Raw genomic sequence first — 22770 nt, 5'->3', positions numbered from 1 at the left:
TGGCCCGTTTGCGCCTGGCCGCCGGCCCGGTGCCGCTTCTAACGTGGAGTACAGCCCGCTCTCCAGAAAGGATCCTTTGCGGTGATGTTGCACTGCACGCTGGTGCCGGCACCCGGTTCCACGCTCCCGGCCGGCCCGGTCGAACTCGCCGTCGAGGTGCCCGCGGAGTGCCCCGGCACCGTGCTCCAGGAAGCCATCTCGCGCCGCTACGGGACGGGTGAGCTGAGCGTGGACGGGTTCCCTGTCCGGGCCCTGCGCGTCGGTGGTCCGCTGCTGCGGAACGGGACGGTACTGGCAGACGGCGCGGTGCCCGCCGACGGCGCGGTGCCGGCCGACGGCGCGGTGCCCGTTCTTCCCGGGCCAAGCCGGGGCATTCCTGCTGCTCCGCAGTTGTTCCTCGCCGTACACGGCGGTCCCGGCGCCGGCATCATCGTCCCCCTCGGACGGGGGCGGTTCCGGATCGGGCGCAGCGGGACGGACCTCGTCCTTCCCGACGCCGAGCTGTCCCGCGAACACGCCCAACTGGACGTCTCGGACTCGGCGGTGACCCTCGAGGACCTGCACAGCGCCAACGGAACCACGGTCGACGGCGAGCGTGTGCACCGGGCGGTCGTGACCACCGCCTCGGTAATCCGGTGCGGCCATTCCACGATGTCCCTCCTCTTCGGCGGTGATTCCGCGGCTTCCGGGGTGTCAGACGCTGCGGGCCGCAGCGTCTCCGAGCCGCTCCCCCTGGCCAGCCCGGCGAGCAGCTCCGGCAGCAGCCGCGCCACCGTGCTGCTGATGGCGGCCCTGCCGCTGGCCATCGGCGTCGGCCTGGCTGTCACCACCGGCCTGTGGATGTTCCTGGCCTTCAGCCTGGCCTCGGCGGCATCCCTCCTGATCCCGGCCGTGGCGGGCCGGAAACAACGCCGCGGGCTGAAGGCGGCCCTCGACGCGGCTATGCGCGAGGACAGGGACCGACGACGGCGGTCCGCGCCGTCGTCGGCCGAGCTGTGCGCGTGCAGCGCCCACCCGGAACCGGACAGCGGGCCGCCGGCCGCTAAATCCGGCGCCGTCTGGCTGCGGCTGGGGCTTGCCGAGCAACCGGCCAACATCCGGCCGGAACCGGCGGATCCAGGTTTCCGCGCACCACCGCTCGGCCTGTTGCCGCTGACCCTGGACCCGGCCGCTGCCGTCACCGCGGTCCTCGGCCCGCCTGCCGCTGTGGCCGGGCTGGTGCGCTCCTTTCTCGTGCAGCTGGCCGTCTATCCCGCCGCCCACCGGACCCATGTCCTGCTCCACGGCCCCCCGGAAAACCTCCCCCTCGCCGCACGGTTCCTTCCCCGGGTAACGCTTTCCTGCCACGAGGCCGGAACTGCCGCCCGGCTCGGCGCCGGTCCCGGTCCGGGGTGCGACCGCGGTGTGCTGATTGTCCTCGACGGTGCCGACAGACCAATCCTCGGGCCCGGTCCGGACAGCTCCGGGGCCGCCGGCCTGAGCGCCGCGGCCGCCAGTCAGGGCTGGCAAGTGATCCATTGCGCGCCGCAACCCGGTCCGCCTGACGCCACCACCGTTGTCCTCGGAGGGCGGACCGCCCGGCTGAGACGCGGCCGGACGGAAGTCCCCTTCCTCCCTGACCTTGTTCCCGGTCCGGTGTTTGACAACATCTGCCGCCGGCTGGGGTCGTCCGGAAGCCAGCACACGGACCCGCGTGCGGACTTGACCGCCGTCGTCGCCCTGGCCGGTCTCCTGTGGCTCGGAGCCGCCGAGGTCGCCCGCCGCTGGGGGCAAGCGGCGGCCACCGCCGGGCTGCCCGTTCCGGTCGGTCTGGGCAGGAACGGAACCGTCCGCGTGGACATCGAGCGGGACGGCCCCCACCTCCTGGTGGCAGGCACCACCGGCGCCGGCAAGTCTGAGTTTCTCCGCACGATCGTCGCCGCCCTGGCTGCAAGCTACCCGCCGGACCGCATCAACCTGCTGTTTGTGGACTTCAAGGGCGGTTCGGGGCTGGGACCGCTGACCGGGCTGCCGCACTGCGTGGGAATGCTCAGCGACCTCGGGCTCCAGGATGTTGACCGCACCCTGGTTTCGCTGCGGGCCGAGGTCCGCCGCAGGGAAGAACTGCTCGCGTCCGCCCAGGCCCGCGACCTCATCGCGTACCGCTCGCTGGACCGGGAACTTCCCGCCCTCCCCCACCTCATCATCGTCATCGACGAATTCAGGATGCTGGTGGACGAAGCCCCGCGCGCCCTGACCGAGCTGATGAGAATCGCGGCCATCGGCCGGTCACTGGGAATCCACCTCATCATGGCCACCCAACGCCCGCAGGGCTCAATCACCGCCGACATCCGGGCCAACGTCACAAGCCGCGTCGCCCTGCGGGTCCAGTCCGGGATGGAATCGATCGACATCATGGATTCCCCGCTCGCGGCGGACATTCCGATCGCCGCACCCGGGCGTGCCTTCCTGGTCAAGGGGACCGAAGCGCCGCAGGAGTTCCAGACGGCCACCCTCACCCCGGACCGGTCCCCGCCCGTCGGACGAACAGTGACCGTACTGACAGCCGCAGAGTGGCTAGTCCGCCCCCCGGCGGGGGACAGCACGCACGCGGACCGACCCGCCTCAACCCAGACACAGGAAGCGGCAGCGCTCGCCGGGGTCACCCGTACGTTGTGGGCAGCCACCGGCGGCACCACGCCACGCCGGCCGGTCGCGGGGACGCTCCCGGCGCTGCTGCCGTTTCCGTCCGCGGATTCCGCCGGCAGTCCACCGCCCGCCAGCCCGGATTCCGTGGTGTCCGGCCCGACCGGCACCGTCCGGCTGGGGTGGCTGGATGTGCCGGAACAGCAGCGCCTCGCCGAGTTGTCCTGGCGCCCGGACGATCACGGCCACCTCGGCCTGGTCGGTGGAGTTGCGGGCACGGTTGCGGGCGGCGGCATTGCGGGCGGCATGGCGGCCGGCGGGGCAACTGGCCCGGACGCGGGCGGCGTCGACGCGGCCCTGGCGCTGGTCGTGGACCAGTTGCTGGCCGCGGAGCACGAATCGCATCTCTACATCCTCGACGCCGCCGGTTTATTCGGCCGGACCATCGCAGCACCCCGGGTCGGGGCCGTGGTGGGGCCACACGAACTGCGGCGCGCGGTCAGGGTGCTGGAACGTCTGGCCGGCGAAATGATCCGGCGGCTGGGCGCGCCCGGCATTCCCCGCCCTCGGTTGGTGCTGGCCCTGTGCAGCTGGGGCTCCTGGGTCTCGGCCTTCCGCTCCGGCCCGCTGGCCCGCGGCGAAGACCTGGTCCAGGACATCGTCCGCGACGGCGCCAAGGCAGGAATCGCGGTCCTGATCTCCGGCGAACGGGACCTGACCACGTCACGGCTCTTCGGCGGCATTGCCAACCGCATCTTCTTTCCCGACGGAGGCCCGGATGAAGAACGGCTTGCCTGGCCGCGCCTGCCCGCCCTGGAGGTTCTTCCCGGCCGCGTGGCCGTTCTGGGGCCCTTCCTCGGGACCTCGTCCGCGGCGGCCCACGTCGCTCAGCTGTATGGGGCGCCGCCGCTTGGACTCCCGGCACGTCCCGGGCCGCCGGTGCGGCAGGCACCGTTTCGGGTCGAGGCCCTGCCGCAGCGGATCCGCGTATCCGAAGTGATCACCGGGATCGGCAGGCCTGCCCGGGCGGTACACCAGGGCACAGATTCCCCTGGGCGGTCAATGGCGGAGGCCCGGGAAGGACCCGCCCCCGGAGCCCCCGGACCTGGGGCGCACGTCCGCCTGTACTTCGGCGTGGGGGGAGATGAGCTCGGACCGGTCTCGCTCACCCTCCCGGCGGGCAGCGTCCTGGCCGCCCTGGGCGGTCCCGGCTCGGGCAAGACAGGGCTGCTGGCAGCCCTGCCGGCTCTGAACTCCCCGGCGGGCGGCTGGTTGCGGCCCGCGGCGGGCACGGATCCGGCGGAGTTTTGGGCCGGCCTCCAAGCCAGGGCCCGCGCCGGCACCTTGAATCCCGAGGCACTGCTGCTGGCCGACGACATCGACCTTCAGTCCGAGGACAGCAACCGCCAACTGCTCGGACTCAACAGTCTCGGCTGGACGGTGGTCCTGACGGCCGGATTCAGTCCGATGCTTCAACAGCGCGTCCCACTCGCGCAGTGCGCGCGCCGCCACGGAGCAGGAATCCTGATCTGCCCCAGAAGCCCGCTGGACGGCGATCTGTTCGGGGTCCGGTTCGAGCTGGAGGCCATGCCGCCGCCGGGACGGGCTGTGCTGATCTCGGACGGACAGGCCCTGGCGGTGCAGCTGGCCGACCCCGCCGTGGCAGCGCGGCACCCGCTGCCGCGAGGTAACCCGATGCGGCTACAGAGCCGGAGGTGCCCCGCCGAGCCTGGAAGCGAAGGCGATGACCCGCTTGTCGAACAGCAGCACGATCGCCGCGGCAGCCGGCACGAGCATGGCCAGGCCCGCCAGGGGGTATCCGCCCGTCAGGGTGGGGAAGCCGATGGTGAGGACGAACAGCTGGGCCACGAGGGCTCCGGCACGAGGCCACCGGTAGCCGCGGAAAAGGAACCGGGCGACGGCAAAGAGCCAAACGGCAAAGGCGAGGAGCAGGCCCAGCGTAAATACCGCGCCCCAGAAGGAGAGAACAGGGGCACCGGTCAGCAATTGGCTTCCGTACCAACCGGCAGCCGCCAGCAGGGCGGTGGCTTCCAGCGCCACAATTACCGCTAAGACGACAATGCCCGCCGGCCGCACGGCGCCCCGGCCGCGCGGGCCTTCCGGGCCGTCAATGCCCGGTCCGGTAGCTGCGGGAGGGTTCTCGGGGGGTCTTGACACACTGGCACAGTACCGGACATAGTCGACTAAAGGCGAAGGCGCCGCCAGCCAATGTGATGCATAGCTCACGATTCCAGGGCATTTAGAAGCCTATTACCCCTTGTTTACACAGCGTTAACATGACACGCTTAATTCAGATGACCGAGGGGGCCCAGAGGGCCCTTTTCTTATGAAGCCTCTAGTGAATAATTTCACAAAGGCATTTAACGTGTTCCCAGGAATGGAGTGACTGATCAGCATGGATTGGCGTAACCGCGCAGCGTGCCTTGACAAGGACCCGGAGCTGTTCTTCCCGGTAGGAAACACCGGCCCTGCCCTCCTGCAGATCGAGGAAGCCAAAAGCGTCTGCCGGCGTTGCCCGGTGGTGGATACGTGCCTGCAGTGGGCGCTCGAATCCGGCCAGGATGCCGGTGTCTGGGGCGGCATGAGCGAAGACGAGCGCCGTGCCCTGAAGCGCCGCGCAGCACGCGCCCGCCGCGCCTCCTGATTTTTCCGCCTTCGGGCCGGACGTTCCGCCGCGGGCGGGACAGAAGCAAGGGCCGCAGACCTCAGGTCTGCGGCCCTTGCTTTATTATCGTCGGCGAACGGCGCCGCTCCGGCGGCGACGACCCGCCCGTGTCCGGTCAGGACCAGCTCCTGGCGCCCGCCTAGTTGGTGGCCAGGCTCAGGACAATCTGCACGGCCGTACCGCCGCCTTCCCGTGCTGTCCATTGGATGCTTCCACCCAGCTCACTCGTGACGAGGGTGCGCACGATCTGCAGGCCCAGGCCTTCCACATAGGGCGTTTCGGGAATGCCCACACCGTCGTCCGCCACGGTCACGGTCAGCAGTTCGTCGCCGTCCTCGCTTTCCGAGCGGTCTGCGATCAGCGAGACGGTGCCGGCGCGCCCCTCCAGCCCGTGCTCGACGGCGTTCGTCACCAGCTCGTTGATCACAAGGGCCAGCGGGGTGGCGAAGTCACTCGGCAGCTCACCGAACAGGCCGGAGCGCTGCGTCTTTACCTGCTGGGACGGTGAGGCCACCTCGGCGGACAGCCGGAACTGCCGCCCGATCAGCTCATCGAAATCAACGCTCTGGGTCAGACCCTGGGACAGTGTTTCGTGCACCAGGGCGATCGTCGCCACCCGGCGCATGGCTTGTTCGAGCCCCTGCTTGGCCTCATCGCTGACCATGCGGCGGGACTGCATCCGCAGCAGTGCGGCCACGGTCTGCAGGTTGTTCTTGACCCGGTGGTGGATCTCGCGGATCGTGGCGTCCTTGGTGACGAGTTCCATCTCCCGCCGGCGCAGCTCCGAAACATCGCGGCACAGGACGAGAGCCCCGAACCGGTGCTCCTCGTCCCGCAGCGGGATCGCCCGCAGCGAGAGGCTGACTCCGCGGGATTCGATTTCACTGCGCCACGGCATCCGACCCGTGACCACCAGGGGCAACGTTTCATCGACCATGCGCCGGTCCTTCAGGAGCCCCGCCGTCACTTCGGCCAGGCTCCGGCCTTCCAGCGACTCACCGCCGAGGCGCCGGAAGGCAGACACACCATTGGGGCTGGCGTACTGGACAATCCCCTCCGCGTCGAGCCGGATCAGGCCGTCACCGACCCGGGGCGCGCCCCGGCGGGAGCCCGTGGGCGAGGCAAAGTCCGGCCACAGCCCCAGGGTGCCCATCCGCAACAGGTCGTAGGCGCACTGCCGGTAAGTGAGCTCCAGCCGGGATGGCATGCGGGAGCTGGAAAGATCCATGTGGGTCGTGACGATGGCGAGCGTCCGGCCGTTGCGGACCATCGGCACGGCCTCGACCCTCAAGGCCATGTCGCTGCTCCAGTTGGTCTCGTTGGAGCGCTCAATCGCGTGGCTCTCCCAGGCCTTGTCGACCAGCGGTTTCAGGTCCGACCGGATCCCCTCCCCCACGAAGTCGGTGTGAAACACCGTATGCGTGGTGGAGGGGCGGACGTGTGCGAGCGCAACGTAGCCGAACTCGGGGTGCGGGAACCAGAGCGCCAGGTCCGCGAATGCCAGGTCGGCGACCATCTGCCAGTCGCCGACCAGGAGGTGCAGCCACTCGGCATCCCCCGGGCCGAAATCAGCATGCTCCCTGATAGGGTCCGTAAAGATTGCCACAGCACCTCCATTTGCGACGCGGCCAGCACCAGTGTGCTGTTAGCGTCGAACGATTGACCTCAAGAGCCTCAATGCTACCGACAGGGAGGCCATGTCATCGGCTTCGAGGGCGTTGACCTCGTCGAACATGTTCCTGGCCCGGTCCAGCTGATCGGCATTCTGGCTTTCCCACAGGGCCAGCCGCTCCTCTGCCGTGGCGCCGGGAGGCGTCGTCCCGAGCACCGCGATCGTCATGTCGGACACCGTTGAGTACAGATCATCGCGCAGGGCCGCGCGTGCCAGTGCCTGCCAGCGGTCATTCCTGGGCAGCTTGGTGATTCGTTCCAGCAGGGAATCCGCGTGGAAGCGGTCAAACACCGTGTAGTACACATGCGCGATGCTCTCCAGGGGCTCCGCGCTGACGTGCACGATCTTGGCAATGTCCAGCAGCACGAAACTCTCGAACAGTTCCGCCCAGCGGTGGGCGAGGTCTTCCGGCAGTTCCCAGCTGCGCGCCTTCTCCAGCCATTCGGTCACCCGGGCACGGTCGTCGCCACGCAGGTAGTCGAGGAGCCGTGCGCGCATCGGGTCCATCAGGGGCTTGAATTCCCCCACGATCTCGGCGATGGGCCGGGACGCGTTGCTCTGGCTCAGGACCCAGCGCACGGCCCGGTCCAGGAGCCGGCGGATGTCCAGGTGGACGGTGCTCCAGTGCTCGGTCGGGAAGGATGCCGGCAGCTCATTGAGTTCGGCGACCATGATGTCCAGCTCGTACACCTCCCGGAGTGCCACAAACGCCCTGGCGACGGCGGCCTCGGTGGCCGAGGTCTCCTCCATGGCCCGGAACGCGAAGGTGATGCCGCCCATGTTGATCATGTCGTTAGCCACCACGGTCGCGATGATTTCCCGGCGCAGCGGGTGGGTGTCCAGTTCGGCGTCGAACCTTTCCCGCAACTGCTTCGGGAAGTACGCCCGGAGCGTCTGACGGAACCACGGATCCTCGGACAGTGAACTGTCCCGCAGCGCCGTTGTGAGCTCGATCTTGGCGTAGGCGGCCAGCACGGACAGCTCCGGCGAGGTCAGCCCCTGCCCCTGTTCGAGGCGTTCCTTCAGCGTCTCCGTGGTCGGCAGCGCCTCCAGATCGCGCTTGAGGTCCGCCGACTTCTCGAGCCAGTCCATCAGGCGCTCGTAGCTCGGGCTCCATTCGGAGACCCGCATGCGGTCGTTGAGCAGCAGGATGTTCTGGTCGATGTTGTCCTGGAGCACCAGCCGTGCCACTTCGTCCGTCATCGAGGACAGGAATTCGGAGCGTTCGGCGGGATCAAGCTTCCCCGCGGCCACCATCCGGTCCACGAAGATCTTGATGTTGACCTCGTGGTCCGAGCAGTCCACACCGGCCGAGTTGTCGATGGCATCCGTGTTCAGGATGACGCCCTGGAGCGCCGCCTCGATGCGTCCGCGCTGCGTCATGCCCAGGTTGCCGCCTTCGCCGACGACCTTGACCCGCAGGTCGCGGCCGTCGACCCGGATGGCGTCGTTGGCCTTGTCTCCGACCTCGGCATTCGTTTCAGTGCTGGCCTTGACGTAGGTGCCGATGCCGCCGTTGTACAACAGGTCGGCCGGGGCGAGCAGGATCGCGCGGAGCAGTTCCGGCGGGCTGAGCCGGGTGGTGCCGTCCGGCAGCCCCAGCGCTTCGCGCACCTGCGCCGAGACCGGAATCGACTTGGCCTGGCGCGCGAACACGCCGCCGCCTTCGCTGATGAGCGACTTGTCGTAGTCGTCCCATGAGGAGCGGGGCAGCTCGAAGAGCCGCTGGCGCTCGGCGAAGGACACCGCCTCGTCCGGGATCGGGTCGAGGAAGATGTGCCGGTGGTCGAAGGCCGCCACCAGGCGGATGTGCTTGGAGAGGAGCATGCCGTTGCCGAAAACGTCGCCGGACATGTCGCCGACGCCGACCACGGTGAACGGCTCGGACTGGGTGTCGAGATCCAGCTCGCTGAAGTGGCGTTTGACCGATTCCCAGGCGCCGCGGGCCGTGATGCCCATGGCCTTGTGGTCGTATCCGACCGATCCCCCGGAGGCGAAGGCGTCGCCGAGCCAGAAGCCGTATTCGGCGGCCAGCCCATTGGCAATGTCCGAGAACGACGCCGTGCCCTTGTCGGCTGCCACCACAAGGTAGGAATCGTCGTCGTCGTGGCGCACGATGTCGGCTGGCGGCACGAGCGTCTCGCCGTCCGGCCCCGTGATGAGGTTGTCCGTGATGTCGAGCAGGCCGCGGATGAAGGTCTTGTAGCTTTCGATCCCTTCGGCCATCCAGGCGCTCCGGTCCACGGCCGGGTCCGGCAGCTGCTTCGCATAGAAGCCACCCTTGGCGCCGGTTGGGACGATCACGGCGTTCTTGACCGTCTGCGCCTTGACGAGGCCAAGGATTTCGGTGCGGAAATCCTCGCGGCGGTCCGACCAGCGCAGCCCGCCGCGCGCCACCTTGCCGAAGCGGAGGTGCACGCCCTCGACCCGGGGCGAGTAGACCCAGATCTCGAACATCGGCCTGGGGAACGGCAGGCCGTCGATGACGGCGGGATTCAGTTTGAAGCTGACGTGGGTTTTGTTCTGGTAGTAGTTCGTCCTCAGCGTGGCCTGGATCAGGTTCGCGAAGGTGCGCAGTACCCGGTCGGCGTCGAGGGTCGCAACCTGATCGATCGCCGCGTCCAGTTCGGCCCGTACCGCGTCCTGCCTGGTCCTGCCTTCCACTCCGCCCAGCGAGGGATCGAAGCGGGCCGCGAACAGGGCGTTCAGCGCGCGGGTCACCTCCGGATTGCCCAAGAGGGTGTCCGACATGAACTCAAAGGAGTTCGTGTTGCCCATCTGCCGCATGTACTTCGCATAGGCACGCAACACAACGACCTGCCGCCAGTGCAGGCCTTCGCGCAGCACCAGCCGGTCGAAGCTGTCCGATTCCACGGCACCGGACACGGCCGCGCCGAAGGACTCGGCGAGCCGCTGGCCAGTGGTCAGCGGGTCCACCCCGGCCGGGTACTTGAGGCCGAGGTCGTACAGGAAGAAGTCGCGTTGGTCCGCCGTCTCGATCTCGAAGGGACGTTCGTCCAGCACCTCCAGGCCGAGGTTATGGAAGTACGGCAGAATCTGGCTCAGGCTCTTGGGCTCCAGCATGTAGAGCTTGACCCGGGCGTCTTCCTCCAGCGTGGCGCCGGCACCCTCCGGAAGGTACACGTGGACGCCGGGCTCTTCCCGGACGCCCGCGCCGGCCCGTTCGGCGGCCGCACCGTACTTCTCGAAGCGGGCAATGTCCTGCAGGGCATCTTCCACTTCGTAGTCGACCCGGTAGCTGGCCGGGAAGGCCTCGGCCCAGATTGCAGCCAGTTCCTTCTCGGTGGCGTCGCCGGTCGCGGATTCCGGGGCGGTTCCGCCCGGGGCGGCGGGTTCTCCCGTCGGGGCGGTTCCGCCCCCGGTGGCGGGTTCCCCGGCCGCGGCGGTTTCTCCCGCAGCGGCCTTCGTGGCGTGCCCGATGCCGTGCCCCCGGGCATGGAGGACCTCGGAGATACCTTCGCTCCAGGACCGTGCGGCCCGGACGAGACGCTTCTCCAACTCGTCGCTGCTGATGTTGCCGACGTCGGCGCCCTTGGGGAGCCGAATGCGGAAGAAGAGACGCGCCAGCGCGGACTCGGTCATCCGGGCCTCGTAGTCGATGGACACGGCATTGAACGTCTCCCGCAGCTCCTCTTCGATGCGCAGGCGCACGTTCGTGGTGTAGCGGTCCCGGGGAAGATAGACGAGGGCAGACATGAACCGGCCGTAGATGTCCGGTCGGAGGAACAGCCGGGTCCGGCGTCGTTCCTGCAGCCGCTGGATGCCCGTGGCAATGGCGGCCAGATCGGGGATTTCGATCTGGAACAGCTCGTCGCGGGGGTATGTTTCGAGGATGCCCAGCAGGTCCTTGCCGGAGTGCGAATCCGGCGGGAAGCCGGCATCGCGCAGTACGGCGGCCACTTTCTCGCGGACCACCGGGATGTCGCGGACGGAGCCTGCATAGGCGGTCGTGGCAAACAGCCCGATGAAGCGGCGCTCCCCGTTGACGTTCCCGGCCGCATCGAAGCTCTTCACGCCGATGTAGTCCAGGTAGGCCGGACGGTGCACCGTGGACCGGGAATTCGCCTTCGTGATCACGAGGGCGCGCTTCTCCCGTGCCTTTTTGCGCCCCGTTTCGGTGAGGTGCTGGATCTGGTGCGGCGTGTCTGTTCCACCGCGCAGCAGCCCGAGACCGCTTTCGTCCCGCGGTTCGAGGACGTCTTCGCCGGATTCGTTTTTGAGGTCATATTCGCGGTAGCCAAGGAAGGTGAAGTTCCCGTCGTCCAGCCAGCGCAGCAGTTCCTGGGCCTGGCGCAGTTCGACGATCTGGGCGGGGTTGGCGACTTTGTCCAGGTCCCGGGCGATCTCTTGTGCCTTGTCCCGCATCTTCGGCCAGTCCTCGACGGCGGCACGGACGCCAGCCAGAACGCGGCTGAGGCCCGCCACGAGCTCCGCGTGGCTGGCTTCGTCCGCCCGGTCGATTTCGACGGCGATCCACGATTCCATGTGCGAGGCATTGTCGCCCTCGGCAATCAGGTGGGACAGGTTCGGCATCGCAGCGGTATCGCCGCTGGAGAAGCCGAGGTGCGAAGGAACCCGGGCAATCTTGACGAGCTCGCCGGTGGCGCGGTTCCGGGTGACGACGAACAACGGGTGCATCACCAGGTGGATCGGCGACTTCTGCCGGACCAGTTCCGCGTTGACGGAGTCGACCAGAAACGGCATATCGTCGGTGACGATGTAGACAACGCTGCAGTCGGGTTCATCAACGATGACGATGTTGGGAACACCCGGCTGCCGCTTGGCCGCGGCCTGGCGGTGTGTCTCGGCCCTGGCGGTCAGCACCTCCGGCGGGTACGCCCGGGCATCCTCTTCGGCCAGGTGCTCGTAGTAGTCCGCGAAATACCCTTCCCCGGCACCGATCGAAACGGGCTGATCCTCCACGTTGGACCTAGACGACATCGACAAACGCCTCCATCAAAAAGTTCATGGCCGCATCATTGCGGCCCTCATGGCGAGCCTAACTCTTTGACCAGAGCTTTGCTGTGGAAGAAAATACAGAGGATCTGCGCTTTCGCTGGGCGGGTGCACAAACCAAATCCGCGATGGCCCTCCGAAGCGGGGATTCCGGTACCGTTTCGAGCAGCAGCGATCCCGCCAACAGCGCCGCGTCGGCTGCTGCCGTGTCCGCCGGAAGGAAAGCGGACAGGGTGCTCACCGGCCCGTACCGTTCCCATGCGTTCCGCAGCTGCCGCTCCGGGGACCGTCCCACGGCGGCGGTACGGACCTTGTTCAACACCACGCGCGGCGTCGCCTGCGGGACGGCGGCTTCCAGCTGGGCCAGGCCACGGACCAGCCGCGGCACGCCGATGGAGTCGGCAGCGCCCACGGCAAATACGGTGTCCGCTACTTCGAGGCTTCGCAGGGTTGCGGCGTTCCGGCGGGGAGCGATCGAGTCGAAGCTCAGCTCCTCATCGGCCTCCAGGCAGAAACCGGTGTCGATGACCGTCACGTCGGCCATCTCACGCGCCCGGTCCAGCACGAGGCCGAGTGCGGCGGCGCGGAGCTCGGTCCAGCGGTCCGCCCGGGTGATCCCGGTGAGCACAAGGAAGGTCCCCGCCTTGGTCGCCACCGGGGTGGCGACCCTGCGCAGCGCGTCACCATCCAGCATGCCCTGATCCGCCAGCCTGCAGGCCTGTGCCAGCCCCGCCGCTTCATCCAGCAGTCCCAGCATGCCTGCGACGCTCGCGCCATAGCTGTCCGCGTCAACCAGTAGCACGGACTTGCCCGTGGCGGCCAGTTCGCCGGCGATATTGGCGGCTACGAGGGTCCGGCCCGGCGAACCGGCCGGACCCCAGACGGCGATGACCTGCCCCGTACCAGGCCGCTGCGGCGCCTGCCCAGCAGCGCCTCCGGCGGCTCCGAGGGCGGCTCCGGCAGCGTCAAAGGCAAGGCCCGCCCCAAGCACCTGCTGCACAGCCCCGCTCAGTTGCGCCACGGCCCCCATGATGCTGCTGGCGAGAGCGGCGGCGTCAACACCCGGCAGCTCCGCGGCCACTCCTATCCCCCGCAATCGGGCCCTCTCCTGCGGGCTGTCGGTCAGTGCCACGACAGCCACCCCGACTGCGGACAGCCGGTCCACCAGCGACGCCGTCAGCTCCTGGCTTCCCTCCGCCACGACCGCTGCCCGAGCCAGGCCGCTCTGGCACGCGGCGAGCAGTTCCGCGAGCTCACCGCATCGCCTGACGATGGACACCGGGCCGTGGAGGCGCTCCAGCCCGCCGACCAGGTCGTCCCTCGAATGACCTACCGTCACGACCGGAATGCTCATCGGGACGTACCACCGGGATTCCAGACCACGGAGATTTTGGCCTTGTTGGCCTGAGCACCCAGCAATTGCGGCATCTGGCTGTCGCTGACCAGGACCATCACGACCGTGGAGCGCGAGGACCCCAGCGCCGTGCTGCCGGGGGTGATCTGGGCGATTTCCGCTCCCGGGAGTAGCAGGGAGGGCTGGCTGAAACCGTTTCGGGCGTCGGGAAGGGCCACCCAGACATCCACCCGCGAGCCCGCCAGAGCCTGACCAGGAAGGACTTCATCGATAGTGACCGCCACAGGCTTGCGGTCCAGCAGGTCAGGCTCTCCCAGGCTGTCGCGCGGGATCAGCTGGTCCTTGCCGATCCGTTGAACGGCGACCAGCCCATCGGTCAGGCCGGCCTCCGGCGTGAGGTAACGCTGCTCCAGGTCGCCGAGCCGGACCTTGACCCGGTGCAGTTTGTCCTCCGTCAGCCGCTCCCCGACGGTGATCGGCTCCCGCGCGGCATATGCCTCCACGGTCTGGTCGGCGGCTCCCAGCAGGGAGATGACTCCCGCCATCGAGGCGAGCACCAGCAGGATGCCGACGACGAGCCGGGGGTCCTTCCAGGAAGGCTTCTTCAGCCGCGCTCCGCCGGTCACCGTGCCCACGCTCATGCGTCGCTCCCCCTGTTGTCACCGTCCGGCCAGTGGTGCCGGGAACCATCATTGTGACGTCTCCAGACACGGTCGGGAAGATGCGGACCCAAAAAGGTGCAAATTGTGGATAACTGCACCAGACGAACCCATCGGTGGCAAAATGGAATCATGCCCCGATTCCTCACCCTGGCAGATGTTGCCGAGCAGCTCCAGATCAATGCTCCGGCCGCCTATGCGCTGGTGCGCAGCGGCGAGCTCAAGGCCATCCAGGTCGGCGGCAGAGGCCAATGGCGGGTGGAGGAAAAGATGCTCGAGCAATACATCGAGGAACGCTACGCCGAAGCCAGCCGCATGATCGCCGAGGCCAAGTCGAAGACGGTCTGAGCGGCCCGAGGCCGATCCGGCCCCGAAAGACAGCGCGGCCGGATCGGCCGGCACAGCCCGCTAGTCCTCCGCATTCCGGGCTGACCTGAGGGCCGCCAGTGCCGAAAACGGAATCGTGACCATCTGGCGGACGTTGGACGGCCGCCGGTCTTCCCCGTCCTCCGTCACGGCCAGGTCCAGGTAGTCCCGCCCGACTCTGTCGATCACGCCGTGCAAGCTGGTTTCCGTCCAAGCACCCCGCACCGCCAGAACCGAAAGTCGCGTCCGGTCTCTCGCCAGCCCCCGCAGCGCGCTTGCGAGGCCGAGCCGCTGTCGCACTTTGGACGACTCCCCGACGGCCAGCCGGGAGAGCCCCACATACCGGGCGGCTGCCGCGTAGGGGATCAGAACCTGATGGCGCGGGTCGTGCAGGACCAGCGCCTGGCTGCCGGCGTGACTCAGTGTGCCCTCGAACAACGATCCTGACGAGACCTGGACGCCGATCCGGAGGCCCAGCGATCCGCGGAGCCTGTCCGCGAGTTCCACCCCCGCCGCCTCCGTGCGCATCCGCTCCGCGATCTCCGCGTCGAGGTTCAGCCGCTCGCTGGCGGCCAATTGTGCCTCCAAGTCCGTAAAGAGGGCGTCCCAGCGCATGGCGCAAGCGTAGGCCGGTAGTGATTCGGGGTCAATCCACATCGCTCTGCACCAGCCTAGACAAATCATGGTCCCAAGGATCACACTCGGGTAACAACATCAAAACGTATCAAAGTACATCAAAATCTATTATCAAGCACAAAGGAGGACTTCATGGGCCGTGGGCAGATTACGCCCGAGGAATCCGGGGCGCGGCGGCATGTGCCGGCAACTGATGCAGCCATGGCTGTCGTGATTCTGTTGCTGGGTTTATCCCTGGCGGGATCCGGAGGCAACCTGGTGCAACGCTGGCGCTACTCCGCTGCGCGGCAGCAGTCACTGTCATTCGAGGATCAACTCGGGATCGTCGCCAACACCACCGGCCTGATCATGATCACGTGGTGGGCCATGTCGCTCACCATCGCGATGGCCTCGGCGCTGCTGGAGCGCAGCGGAAGGACCGGCGCCGCTACGGTCACAGCCAAGTTCAGCCCGGCTTTCATGCGCCGTCTCGCCTTCGCCGCCGTCGGATTCCAGTTGCTCGGCGCACCCTCGGCCACCGCCGCCACGCCGCCCCGCCCGGATCCCTTACCTCGCCCGGCTGTCTCCGCAGTCTGGACGCCGACGACGGCGGCTTCCGAGGGTCTGGTTCTCCCCCGACCCCTGCAGGTCCTTACCGCCCCGGCACCCCCGCCGAGTGCCGCGCCCACTCGCGGGCCGGGCAGCGCCGGCACGCGCCCCGGCATCACCCGGCCCTGGACGCCGGGGGTTCCGGCAGTGGAGCCCGGCACGCTCGCGGCGCGGCAGCTCCGAACGCAGGAGCCCGCAGACGGGCGTGCCGAAGTAACCGTCCGGGCCGGGGATTCGCTCTGGAGCCTGGCCGCCGCCCGGCTCGGGCCGTTAGCGTCGGACGTCGACATCGCAAGGGAATGGCCCCGGCTGTACCAGGCCAACCGGGCAGTGATCGGCGAGAGCCCCCATCTCCTGCGTCCGGGCCAGGTCCTCATTCATCCCGCCAGCGAGTGACGGCCGAGGCCAGGAACCGGACACCGCAGCACCGCAGCAGCACAACTCAGCAGCGCCGCAGGTCAGCAGAAATCAAGCAACAGCCAACAGCAAAGGAACCACCATGTCCGCACATACCGGGGGTCGCGCCCTTGCAGCACCTCCAGCACCTCCAGCACCGCCCCGAACGCCCCTCCGGGTGGTGGACGCCAGCGCCGCACCGGCCACTGCCCGCGATCACACGTCGCCCCCCGCAGGGACGCCACGCCGTATGCCGCTGCAACTCGTGGACGAGGGCCGGGAAATCTGCACGATCTGCCGCGGCACGGTCCAGGCCGCGATCGAGGTCCTGGCCGGCACCCGACCGGCCCAGCAACTTGCCCGCCGGCTCGACGAGCGCTGCCTCGCCGCCCTGCAGCATCGGGCGGCCCTGACACGGCGGCTGGCGTCCGGGAACTCGCCAACGGCGGGACGGCTGCACCGGAACCCGTCGGTGCGCTCGGTCAGGGCCTGCAAGGTGTCAGAAGACGTATATGAGGCAAGTGCCGTGGTGGTCGATGAGCTGCGGGTCCGGGCCGTGGCGCTCCGGCTGGAACGGAGCCAGCTCCTCTGGCGCGTGACGGTGCTGGAAATAGGCTGATCCGGCCGTCGGATGGCGGCCGGGCCCATTCACGTCGAGGGTTGCCGGAGGACTGTGGTCCAAGCCGGACAGAGCTGCGGGGGTACAGGAAAGGAGGAAAAAGAGAAATGAAAGAGGACCGGAACAACCGTTCCGGTCCTCTCTCATGGCTGCGGGCTGCCCGTAGGCGGCGGGCTTAGCGCCGCTTCTTTTTGTTCGTGCGGCGCGGGGCATCCTGCACCGCGGCCTTGGCGGGGTTGCCGGAGCGGCCCGAGGTCTTGGCCTCGACCCGGGTTTGGGCAGCGCCGTCCTCGCCGGGGGCGGTGTACTGCAGCTGCGCGGGTTTCTCCGGGGCTTGCAGTCCGGCAGCGCGGATCTGCGGCTCGTGGTGCTCCGTGTGCTGGCCGACGGCGTCCGCCACGACGACATCTTCTGCCGGAGTCACCTCGACGTCCAGATTGAACAGGAAGCCCACACTCTCCTCGCGGATGGCCTCCATCATGGACTGGAACATGATAAAGCCCTCGCGCTGGTACTCGACCAGGGGATCGCGTTGGGCCATCGCGCGCAGGCCGATGCCTTCCTTCAGGTAGTCCATCTCATAGAGGTGTTCCTGCCACTTGCGTCCGATCACGGACAGGACCACGCGGCGCTCGAGCTCGCGCATGCTCTCGGCGCCAATCGCCGCTTCCCGCGCCTGATAGACCAGGCGGGCGTCGGAGAGGATCTCGTCCTTGAGGAAGTCCACCGTGATGCGCGACTTGCCGCCGGCCTCGTCGATCAGATCCCGCGGAGTCACACTCACCGGGTACAGGGTCTTCAGGTTCGACCACAGCAGATTGAAGTCCCAGTCGTCGCCCGTTCCTTCGGCGGTCGCCTCATCGATGAAGGCCGTAATGGTGTCCTCGAGGAAGAACTGGACCTTCTCGTGGAGGTCGTCGCCCTCAAGGATCCGGCGACGGTCGCCGTAGATGGCTTCGCGCTGGCGGTTCAGGACGTCGTCGTACTTCAGGACGTTCTTGCGCTGTTCGGCGTTACGGCCCTCCACCTGGCCCTGGGCGGAGGCGATGGCGCGGGAGACCAGCTTGGATTCCAGCGCGACGTCGTCGGGCACGGAGCTGTTCATCAGGCGCTCGGCCGCGCCGGAGTTGAACAGGCGCATCAGGTCATCGGTCAGCGACAGGTAGAACCGTGATTCGCCCGGGTCCCCCTGGCGGCCGGAGCGGCCCCGCAGCTGGTTGTCGATGCGGCGGGACTCGTGCCGTTCGGTGCCGAGGACGTACAGGCCGCCGAGGTTGAGGACTTCCTCATGCTCGTCCTTGACAGCCTGCTTCGCGGCCTCGAAAGCTTCGGGCCAGGCTGCTTCGTAGTCTTCGGAGTTTTCCTCCGGGTCCAGGCCGCGCTTCGCGAGTTCCGCGACGGCGGTGAATTCGGCGTTGCCGCCGAGCATGATGTCGGTACCGCGGCCGGCCATGTTCGTGGCCACGGTGACGGCTGCCTTGCGGCCCGCCTGGGCAACGATCGCAGCTTCCCGGGCGTGGTTCTTGGCGTTCAGGACCTCGTGCCGGACGCCTTCCTTGGCCAGCAGCCGCGACAGGTACTCGCTCTTCTCGACGCTGGTGGTGCCGACCAGGACCGGCTGGCCCTTTTCATGCCGTTCGGCGATGTCCTTCACAACGGCATCGAACTTGACGGCCTCGTTCTTGTAGACGAGGTCCGCCTGGTCTATGCGGGTCATGTCGCGGTTCGTGGGGATGGCGACAACGCCGAGCTTGTAGGTGCTCATGAACTCGGCGGCTTCGGTCTCGGCCGTACCGGTCATGCCGGCGAGCTTGTCGTACATGCGGAAGTAGTTCTGCAGCGTCACGGTGGCGAGCGTCTGGTTCTCGGCCTTGATCTCGACGCCTTCTTTGGCCTCGATGGCCTGGTGCATGCCCTCGTTATACCGGCGGCCCGCGAGGATGCGGCCGGTATGCTCGTCCACAATCAGGACTTCGCCGTCGAGAATGACGTAGTCCTTGTCCCGCTTGAAGAGTTCCTTGGCCTTGATGGCGTTGTTCAGGAAGCCGATGAGCGGGGTGTTGGCCGACTCGTACAGGTTGTGGATGCCGAGGTAGTCCTCCACCTTTTCGATGCCGGACTCGAGGACGCCGACCGTGCGCTTCTTTTCATCGACCTCGTAGTCGGTCTCGGGCTTGAGCCGCAGCACGACCTTGGCGAACTCGCTGTACCAGCGGTTGGTGTCGCCCTGGGCGGGACCGGAGATGATGAGCGGCGTGCGGGCCTCATCGATGAGGATGGAGTCCACTTCGTCGACGATGGCATAGTTGTGGCCGCGCTGGACCAGCTCGGATTTGTCCCACGCCATGTTGTCTCGCAGGTAGTCGAAGCCGAATTCGTTGTTGGTGCCGTAGGTGATGTCGGCCGCGTACTGCTCGCGGCGCACGGCGGGGTCCTGGTTGGCGAGGATGCAGCCGCTGGTCAGGCCCAGGAAACGGTACACGCGGCCCATAAGGTCGGACTGGTATTCGGCGAGGTAGTCGTTCACCGTGATGACGTGCACGCCCTTGCCGCCGAGGGCGTTGAGGTAGGCCGGAGCGGTGGCCACCAGGGTCTTGCCCTCACCGGTCTTCATCTCAGCGATGTTGCCCAGGTGGAGGGCGGCGCCGCCCATCAGCTGGACATCGAAGTGGCGCATGCCGAGGGTTCGGGAGGAGGCCTCGCGGACGGCGGCGAACGCCTCGGGCAGGAGGTCCTCCAGCGTTTCGCCGTCGAGGTGGCGGGCCCGGAGCCTGTCGGTCTCTTCGCGCAGTTCGGCGTCCGTGAAGGTCTTGAAGGAGCTTTCAAGGGCATTAATGGAGTCGGCATAGTTCCGCAGTTGCCGCAGGGTTTTTTTGTCACCTGTGCGGAGAAGTTTTTCAATAAGTGATGCCACGTGAAGATGCTCCCAGTCTCAAGCTGCCGAATTCTGGCGTGTTTAGTCTACGGGAGAGTCGCACGGGCGCTACGCCTGTTCCCTCACAGCGGATACAGCGGTGGTTGACCCGGCGACGGCTTCCGCGAGGGCGGGCGCCAGATCCCCCGTGCGGGAAACGACCACCCGGTCCAGTTGGAGCCACTCTGCCATGAGCTGCAGCTCCGCGGCGAGTTCGACGGCGGTGTCCGCCGGAGCGCCGGGCTCGGCATGGGCGGCTCTCGCCAGGAGAAGGCCGTTCGCGCGGTCGGCTTTGAGGTCTACCCGGGCCACGATCCCGTCGCGGAGCAGGAACGGCAGCACGTAGTAGCCGAAGCGGCGCTTCGGCTCAGGGGTGTAGATCTCGATCCGGTAGTGAAAGCCGAACAGTGCCTCGAGCCGGCGGCGTTCAAAGACCAGAGAGTCGAACGGGCTCACCAGCGCCCTGCCGGTCGCAGCGCGCGGCAGCTTCGCCTCGACGTGCCGGTAGAGGGGCTTCTCCCAGCCGGTGACCACGACCCGCCGTATCCGACCGGCCTCGACGAGGTTCCCCACCGACACCGCGGCGGCCTTGAGCGGCACCCGGAAATAGTCCGCGAAGCAGCGCACGGTGCCGATCCCGTGGGCCTGGGCTGCGGCGTCGACCAGCCGGTCCATCGCGGCTGCCGGATCCGGCCCGCCGGGGCCGGCACCCTCCTGTTCCGGGGGCAGGACCTTGGCGGTCAGGGTGTAGCGGCGCTCAAAGGATTCGGTCCGGGAAGCTGCAGAAACCAGACCTTCCTCGAAGAGGTGCTCCAGGACCCTCTTGACGGCGTTCCAGTTCCAACCCCAGTTGTCCTGTTGCTGGTCCTCAACGTGCCCGATGCGGGCCGTGAGTTCCGCCGCGGTCAGGGGCTTGCCCGCTGCGAGGGCCTGCAGTACCCCCGATGCAACTCCGCTCCTCAGTTCCGGGTCCATGGCGTGCGCGCCCACCCATTTCCGGCTCTGCCACTGCACGAGGTCCTGGAAGTGGTCGGGGCGGATGAAGCTTGCCTCGTGGGCCCAGTACTCCATCATGCGGCGCGGATGCGTGCCTGCCATGCGGTCCAGAATGCCGCGGTCGTAGTTGCCCAGCCGCGAGAAGAACGGCAGGTAGTGGCTCCTGGACAGCACGTTGACGGAATCGATCTGGACCAGGTGGAGGCGGGCAAAGGTACGGCCCACCGCCCGTGCGGTCACGGGTCCGGCGGGCCGTCCCTTATCCAATCCCTGGGCTGCCAGCGCGATCCGCCGGGCCTGGTTAAGGCTCAGCGATTCGTGCACGTCGGTCCCTTCGCTGGATGGTCGGCACCAGTCTAGGCTCTGGCGGGCTCATCCTCGGAGCGGTAGGCGATGACCTTTGCTTCCGGTGGGGTCGCGCCCGGCTCGCAGGTCTGGTCCAAGGAGATTACCCCGTAAGTCCAGCCTTCGCGGCGGTAGACGACGGACGGTGCCTTGGTCTCCTTGTCAACGAACAGATAGAAATCGTGACCCACGAGCTCCATGTTGTCGACGGCGTCGTCCAGGGTCAGGGACGCCGCGGTGAAAACCTTCCGACGGATCAGCACCGGAGAGTCCCCGGCGGGAATGTCGTTCTCCACCTCATACGGCGACTTCTCCGTTTCAGTCGTCGGGGCCTCCTGGCGGCGGCTCGCTTCCTCGTAGAGGGGTGCGCTGGTGCTGGCCGGCTCCAGCGACGCCGTGGCTTCGCGCACCGCCACGGGGGTATGCCTGCCGTGGTGGACCTTTTTACGGTCCTTCGCCCGGCGCAGGCGTTCAAGGAGCTTGTTGTAGGCGAGATCGAACGCGGCGAATTTGTCTGCGGCGCTGGCTTCGGCCCGGATCACGGGGCCTCGACCCAGGACTGTCAGCTCGACGGTGAGCATCTCATCGGTCTGGCGGGCCTTGGTCTCCTTGGAAACTTTCGCGTCCACCCTCTGGACCTTGTCCCCCAATGACGCAATCTTCGAGATCTTCTCGTCGGCGTACTCGCGGAAGCGGTCTGAGACCGTCAAATTACGTCCGCTGATCATGAACTCCATGGTGCCCTCCAAATGACTTCGGTGACACGACGGCGGCACTTCCCGGGGCTGTTTTGACTGACAGTCGAGCCCCTTTCCGAGCCGCTATCGACAGGTACATCTGTTCTTGGTACCCATCTCCGACGTTAGTTCATAGCCCCCTGTTATTCATCTTTTTTTGGTTTATTTTTTTCCTTGACACCCGCCTTCCCAGACACGACGCGGTGACCGGCTGCGAAGTCGGCTGCGACCGGCGGGCGTGTCGCAGCGAGGACCACGGCACCCCGGACCAATGCTCCTGCCAGCTGCAAGGCCCGGGCGGCCTCGGCAAGGGTGGCACCCGTGGTGAGCACGTCATCGATGATGATGCAGGGCTGCCCGCGCAGCTCCGGAGCCCGGAGGCCGCCCCGGACCCGCATTGATTCCCGCACCCGCTGCGACCGCGCGCCACGGCCCAGGCCTTTCTGCCCGCCGGCCAGGGACCCTGACAGGGACCGCACCAGGAACCCGTACTGTGGCGCCGTCAGGGGCCGCGCCAGCGACGACCCTGCCCTCCGCAGGGCTCCTGACTTCCGGAGCGCGTCAACGACCCGAGGACCGTCGCGCTCCGGTGCCCCGGAGGTACGGTCCCGGCTGAACCTCTTGAGCAGCAGATGGACCGGGCTGAAGCCCCGCTTCCGGAAGGCGCCGTTGCTCGTAGGCACCGGCACCAGCCAGACCCCCGCCGGTTCCCCCGCCGCGGCGTCTACGGCTCGGCCGAGCGCCTGCGCCAGCACGCGACCGAGCCGCGCCTGGCCGTACCGCTTGAATGACAGCACGGCCTGCGCCAGCTCCCCGCGGTAGACGCCGGCGGCAACTACCGGAAGTAGCACGGAGCCGTCCATGTCCATCAGCGCGGGGGCCTGCGCCTCGGCCTGGAACGGGTTCCGGGTCAGGAGCCGGATCTGCCGCGCGCAGGTGCCACAGAGCACCAGATCCTCCGCCCCGCAACAGACGCAGCCCACCGGAGCCGCAAGGGCAAGCAGTTCCGCCGCTGCGGCCGCTGTCCGGTCCGCCAGACGCGCCGGCCCGCGAGGGTAGTCACCTCGATGGTTCGACGCCCGGAATGCAGGCGGGGACAGGTCCAGATCGGGGCCATGCCGCTGGGACTGCGTGCCGTTGTGCCTGTGTCTCGTCATGCTTCAAGGCTGACGCGGCCCGGCCGGCGGCGACAGCAAGCAA

Annotated in this window: 14 protein-coding genes and 1 pseudogene; 5 read left to right on the top strand and 10 right to left on the bottom strand. The window is 67.8% G+C overall.

Features of this window, described 5'->3' with window-relative positions; translation table 11 throughout:
• Positions 1-84: 84 nt before the first annotated feature.
• Positions 85-2298 (top strand): annotated as a pseudogene (locus tag QFZ69_RS05385) (FtsK/SpoIIIE domain-containing protein); the annotation flags it as partial.
• A gap of 2028 nt (positions 2299-4326) precedes the next feature.
• On the opposite strand, the gene QFZ69_RS05380 reads toward QFZ69_RS05385, so the two are convergent.
• A complete protein-coding gene (locus QFZ69_RS05380; RefSeq protein ID WP_373461798.1) occupies positions 4327-4803 on the bottom strand; it encodes a hypothetical protein in 477 nt (158 codons plus the stop codon).
• 238 nt (positions 4804-5041) lie between these two features.
• On the opposite strand from QFZ69_RS05380, the gene QFZ69_RS05375 reads away from it, so the two are divergent.
• The gene (locus QFZ69_RS05375; RefSeq protein WP_003804966.1) at positions 5042-5290 is read left to right on the top strand and encodes a WhiB family transcriptional regulator; all 249 of its coding nucleotides are present in this window, start codon (positions 5042-5044) and stop codon (positions 5288-5290) included.
• Between the two features lie 160 nt (positions 5291-5450).
• Here QFZ69_RS05375 and QFZ69_RS05370 read toward each other — a convergent pair whose 3' ends face one another.
• The 4 genes from QFZ69_RS05370 to QFZ69_RS05355 are packed head-to-tail and all read right to left on the bottom strand — an operon-like array spanning position 5451 to position 13955.
• Entirely contained in the window at positions 5451-6917 is a 1467-nt protein-coding gene (locus QFZ69_RS05370) for a sensor histidine kinase (protein WP_306916149.1), read from the bottom strand.
• 39 nt (positions 6918-6956) lie between these two features.
• Entirely contained in the window at positions 6957-11945 is a 4989-nt protein-coding gene (locus QFZ69_RS05365; protein ID WP_306916147.1) for an NAD-glutamate dehydrogenase, read from the bottom strand.
• A gap of 58 nt (positions 11946-12003) precedes the next feature.
• Positions 12004-13314, bottom strand: coding sequence for a P-loop NTPase (locus QFZ69_RS05360; protein WP_306916145.1), 1311 nt, complete (start codon positions 13312-13314; stop codon positions 12004-12006).
• Positions 13311-13955 (bottom strand): hypothetical protein, encoded by a 645-nt coding sequence (locus QFZ69_RS05355; RefSeq protein ID WP_306916142.1) that lies wholly within the window; start codon positions 13953-13955, stop codon positions 13311-13313. The genes QFZ69_RS05360 and QFZ69_RS05355 overlap by 4 nt, the downstream gene beginning before the upstream one ends.
• 150 nt (positions 13956-14105) lie before the next feature.
• On the opposite strand from QFZ69_RS05355, the gene QFZ69_RS05350 reads away from it, so the two are divergent.
• The gene (locus QFZ69_RS05350; protein ID WP_306916140.1) at positions 14106-14321 is read left to right on the top strand and encodes a helix-turn-helix domain-containing protein; all 216 of its coding nucleotides are present in this window, start codon (positions 14106-14108) and stop codon (positions 14319-14321) included.
• A gap of 60 nt (positions 14322-14381) precedes the next feature.
• On the opposite strand, the gene QFZ69_RS05345 is transcribed toward QFZ69_RS05350, so the two are convergent.
• A complete protein-coding gene (locus tag QFZ69_RS05345; protein WP_306916138.1) occupies positions 14382-14954 on the bottom strand; it encodes a hypothetical protein in 573 nt (190 codons plus the stop codon).
• A 153-nt stretch (positions 14955-15107) separates the two neighbouring features.
• Here QFZ69_RS05345 and QFZ69_RS05340 point away from each other — a divergent pair, with 153 nt between their 5' ends.
• Together QFZ69_RS05340 and QFZ69_RS05335 are read left to right on the top strand one after the other, a co-directional pair.
• Positions 15108-15959 (top strand): LysM peptidoglycan-binding domain-containing protein, encoded by an 852-nt coding sequence (locus tag QFZ69_RS05340; protein WP_306916135.1) that lies wholly within the window; start codon positions 15108-15110, stop codon positions 15957-15959.
• Positions 15960-16062: 103 nt separating this feature from the next.
• Complete coding sequence (locus tag QFZ69_RS05335; RefSeq protein WP_306999962.1) at positions 16063-16578, top strand: Rv3235 family protein; 516 nt, start codon at positions 16063-16065, stop codon at positions 16576-16578.
• Between the two features lie 175 nt (positions 16579-16753).
• Here the strand turns inward: QFZ69_RS05335 and secA are convergent, their stop codons facing one another.
• From secA to QFZ69_RS05315, 4 genes are all read right to left on the bottom strand, one after another.
• Positions 16754-19492, bottom strand: a complete 2739-nt coding sequence (gene secA / locus QFZ69_RS05330) for a preprotein translocase subunit SecA (RefSeq protein ID WP_306999960.1) — start codon at positions 19490-19492, stop codon at positions 16754-16756.
• 69 nt (positions 19493-19561) lie between these two features.
• Complete coding sequence (locus QFZ69_RS05325) at positions 19562-20812, bottom strand: winged helix-turn-helix domain-containing protein (RefSeq protein WP_306999959.1); 1251 nt, start codon at positions 20810-20812, stop codon at positions 19562-19564.
• A 32-nt stretch (positions 20813-20844) separates the two neighbouring features.
• Positions 20845-21570, bottom strand: coding sequence for a ribosome hibernation-promoting factor, HPF/YfiA family (hpf, locus tag QFZ69_RS05320; RefSeq protein WP_306916131.1), 726 nt, complete (start codon positions 21568-21570; stop codon positions 20845-20847).
• A gap of 143 nt (positions 21571-21713) precedes the next feature.
• On the bottom strand, positions 21714-22727 hold the full coding sequence (locus QFZ69_RS05315; protein WP_306916130.1) for a ComF family protein: 1014 nt from the start codon (positions 22725-22727) through the stop codon (positions 21714-21716).
• Positions 22728-22770: the final 43 nt, after the last annotated feature.

Source organism: Arthrobacter sp. V1I7 (genome assembly GCF_030817015.1).
Lineage (GTDB): Bacteria > Actinomycetota > Actinomycetes > Actinomycetales > Micrococcaceae > Arthrobacter.
This window is presented reverse-complemented; position numbering and strand designations above follow the sequence as displayed.

Excerpts from the sequence above, each read along its gene's own strand:
- QFZ69_RS05375 (WP_003804966.1), top strand. The coding sequence starts at position 5,042 with ATGGATTGGCGTAACCGCGCAGCGTGCCTTGACAAGGACCCGGAGCTG.
- QFZ69_RS05365 (WP_306916147.1), bottom strand. The coding sequence starts at position 11,945 with ATGTCGTCTAGGTCCAACGTGGAGGATCAGCCCGTTTCGATCGGTGCC.
- QFZ69_RS05360 (WP_306916145.1), bottom strand. The coding sequence starts at position 13,314 with ATGAGCATTCCGGTCGTGACGGTAGGTCATTCGAGGGACGACCTGGTC.
- QFZ69_RS05355 (WP_306916142.1), bottom strand. The coding sequence starts at position 13,955 with ATGAGCGTGGGCACGGTGACCGGCGGAGCGCGGCTGAAGAAGCCTTCC.
- QFZ69_RS05350 (WP_306916140.1), top strand. The coding sequence starts at position 14,106 with ATGCCCCGATTCCTCACCCTGGCAGATGTTGCCGAGCAGCTCCAGATC.
- QFZ69_RS05345 (WP_306916138.1), bottom strand. The coding sequence starts at position 14,954 with ATGCGCTGGGACGCCCTCTTTACGGACTTGGAGGCACAATTGGCCGCC.
- QFZ69_RS05340 (WP_306916135.1), top strand. The coding sequence starts at position 15,108 with ATGGGCCGTGGGCAGATTACGCCCGAGGAATCCGGGGCGCGGCGGCAT.
- QFZ69_RS05335 (WP_306999962.1), top strand. The coding sequence starts at position 16,063 with ATGTCCGCACATACCGGGGGTCGCGCCCTTGCAGCACCTCCAGCACCT.
- hpf (WP_306916131.1), bottom strand. The coding sequence starts at position 21,570 with ATGGAGTTCATGATCAGCGGACGTAATTTGACGGTCTCAGACCGCTTC.
- QFZ69_RS05315 (WP_306916130.1), bottom strand. The coding sequence starts at position 22,727 with ATGACGAGACACAGGCACAACGGCACGCAGTCCCAGCGGCATGGCCCC.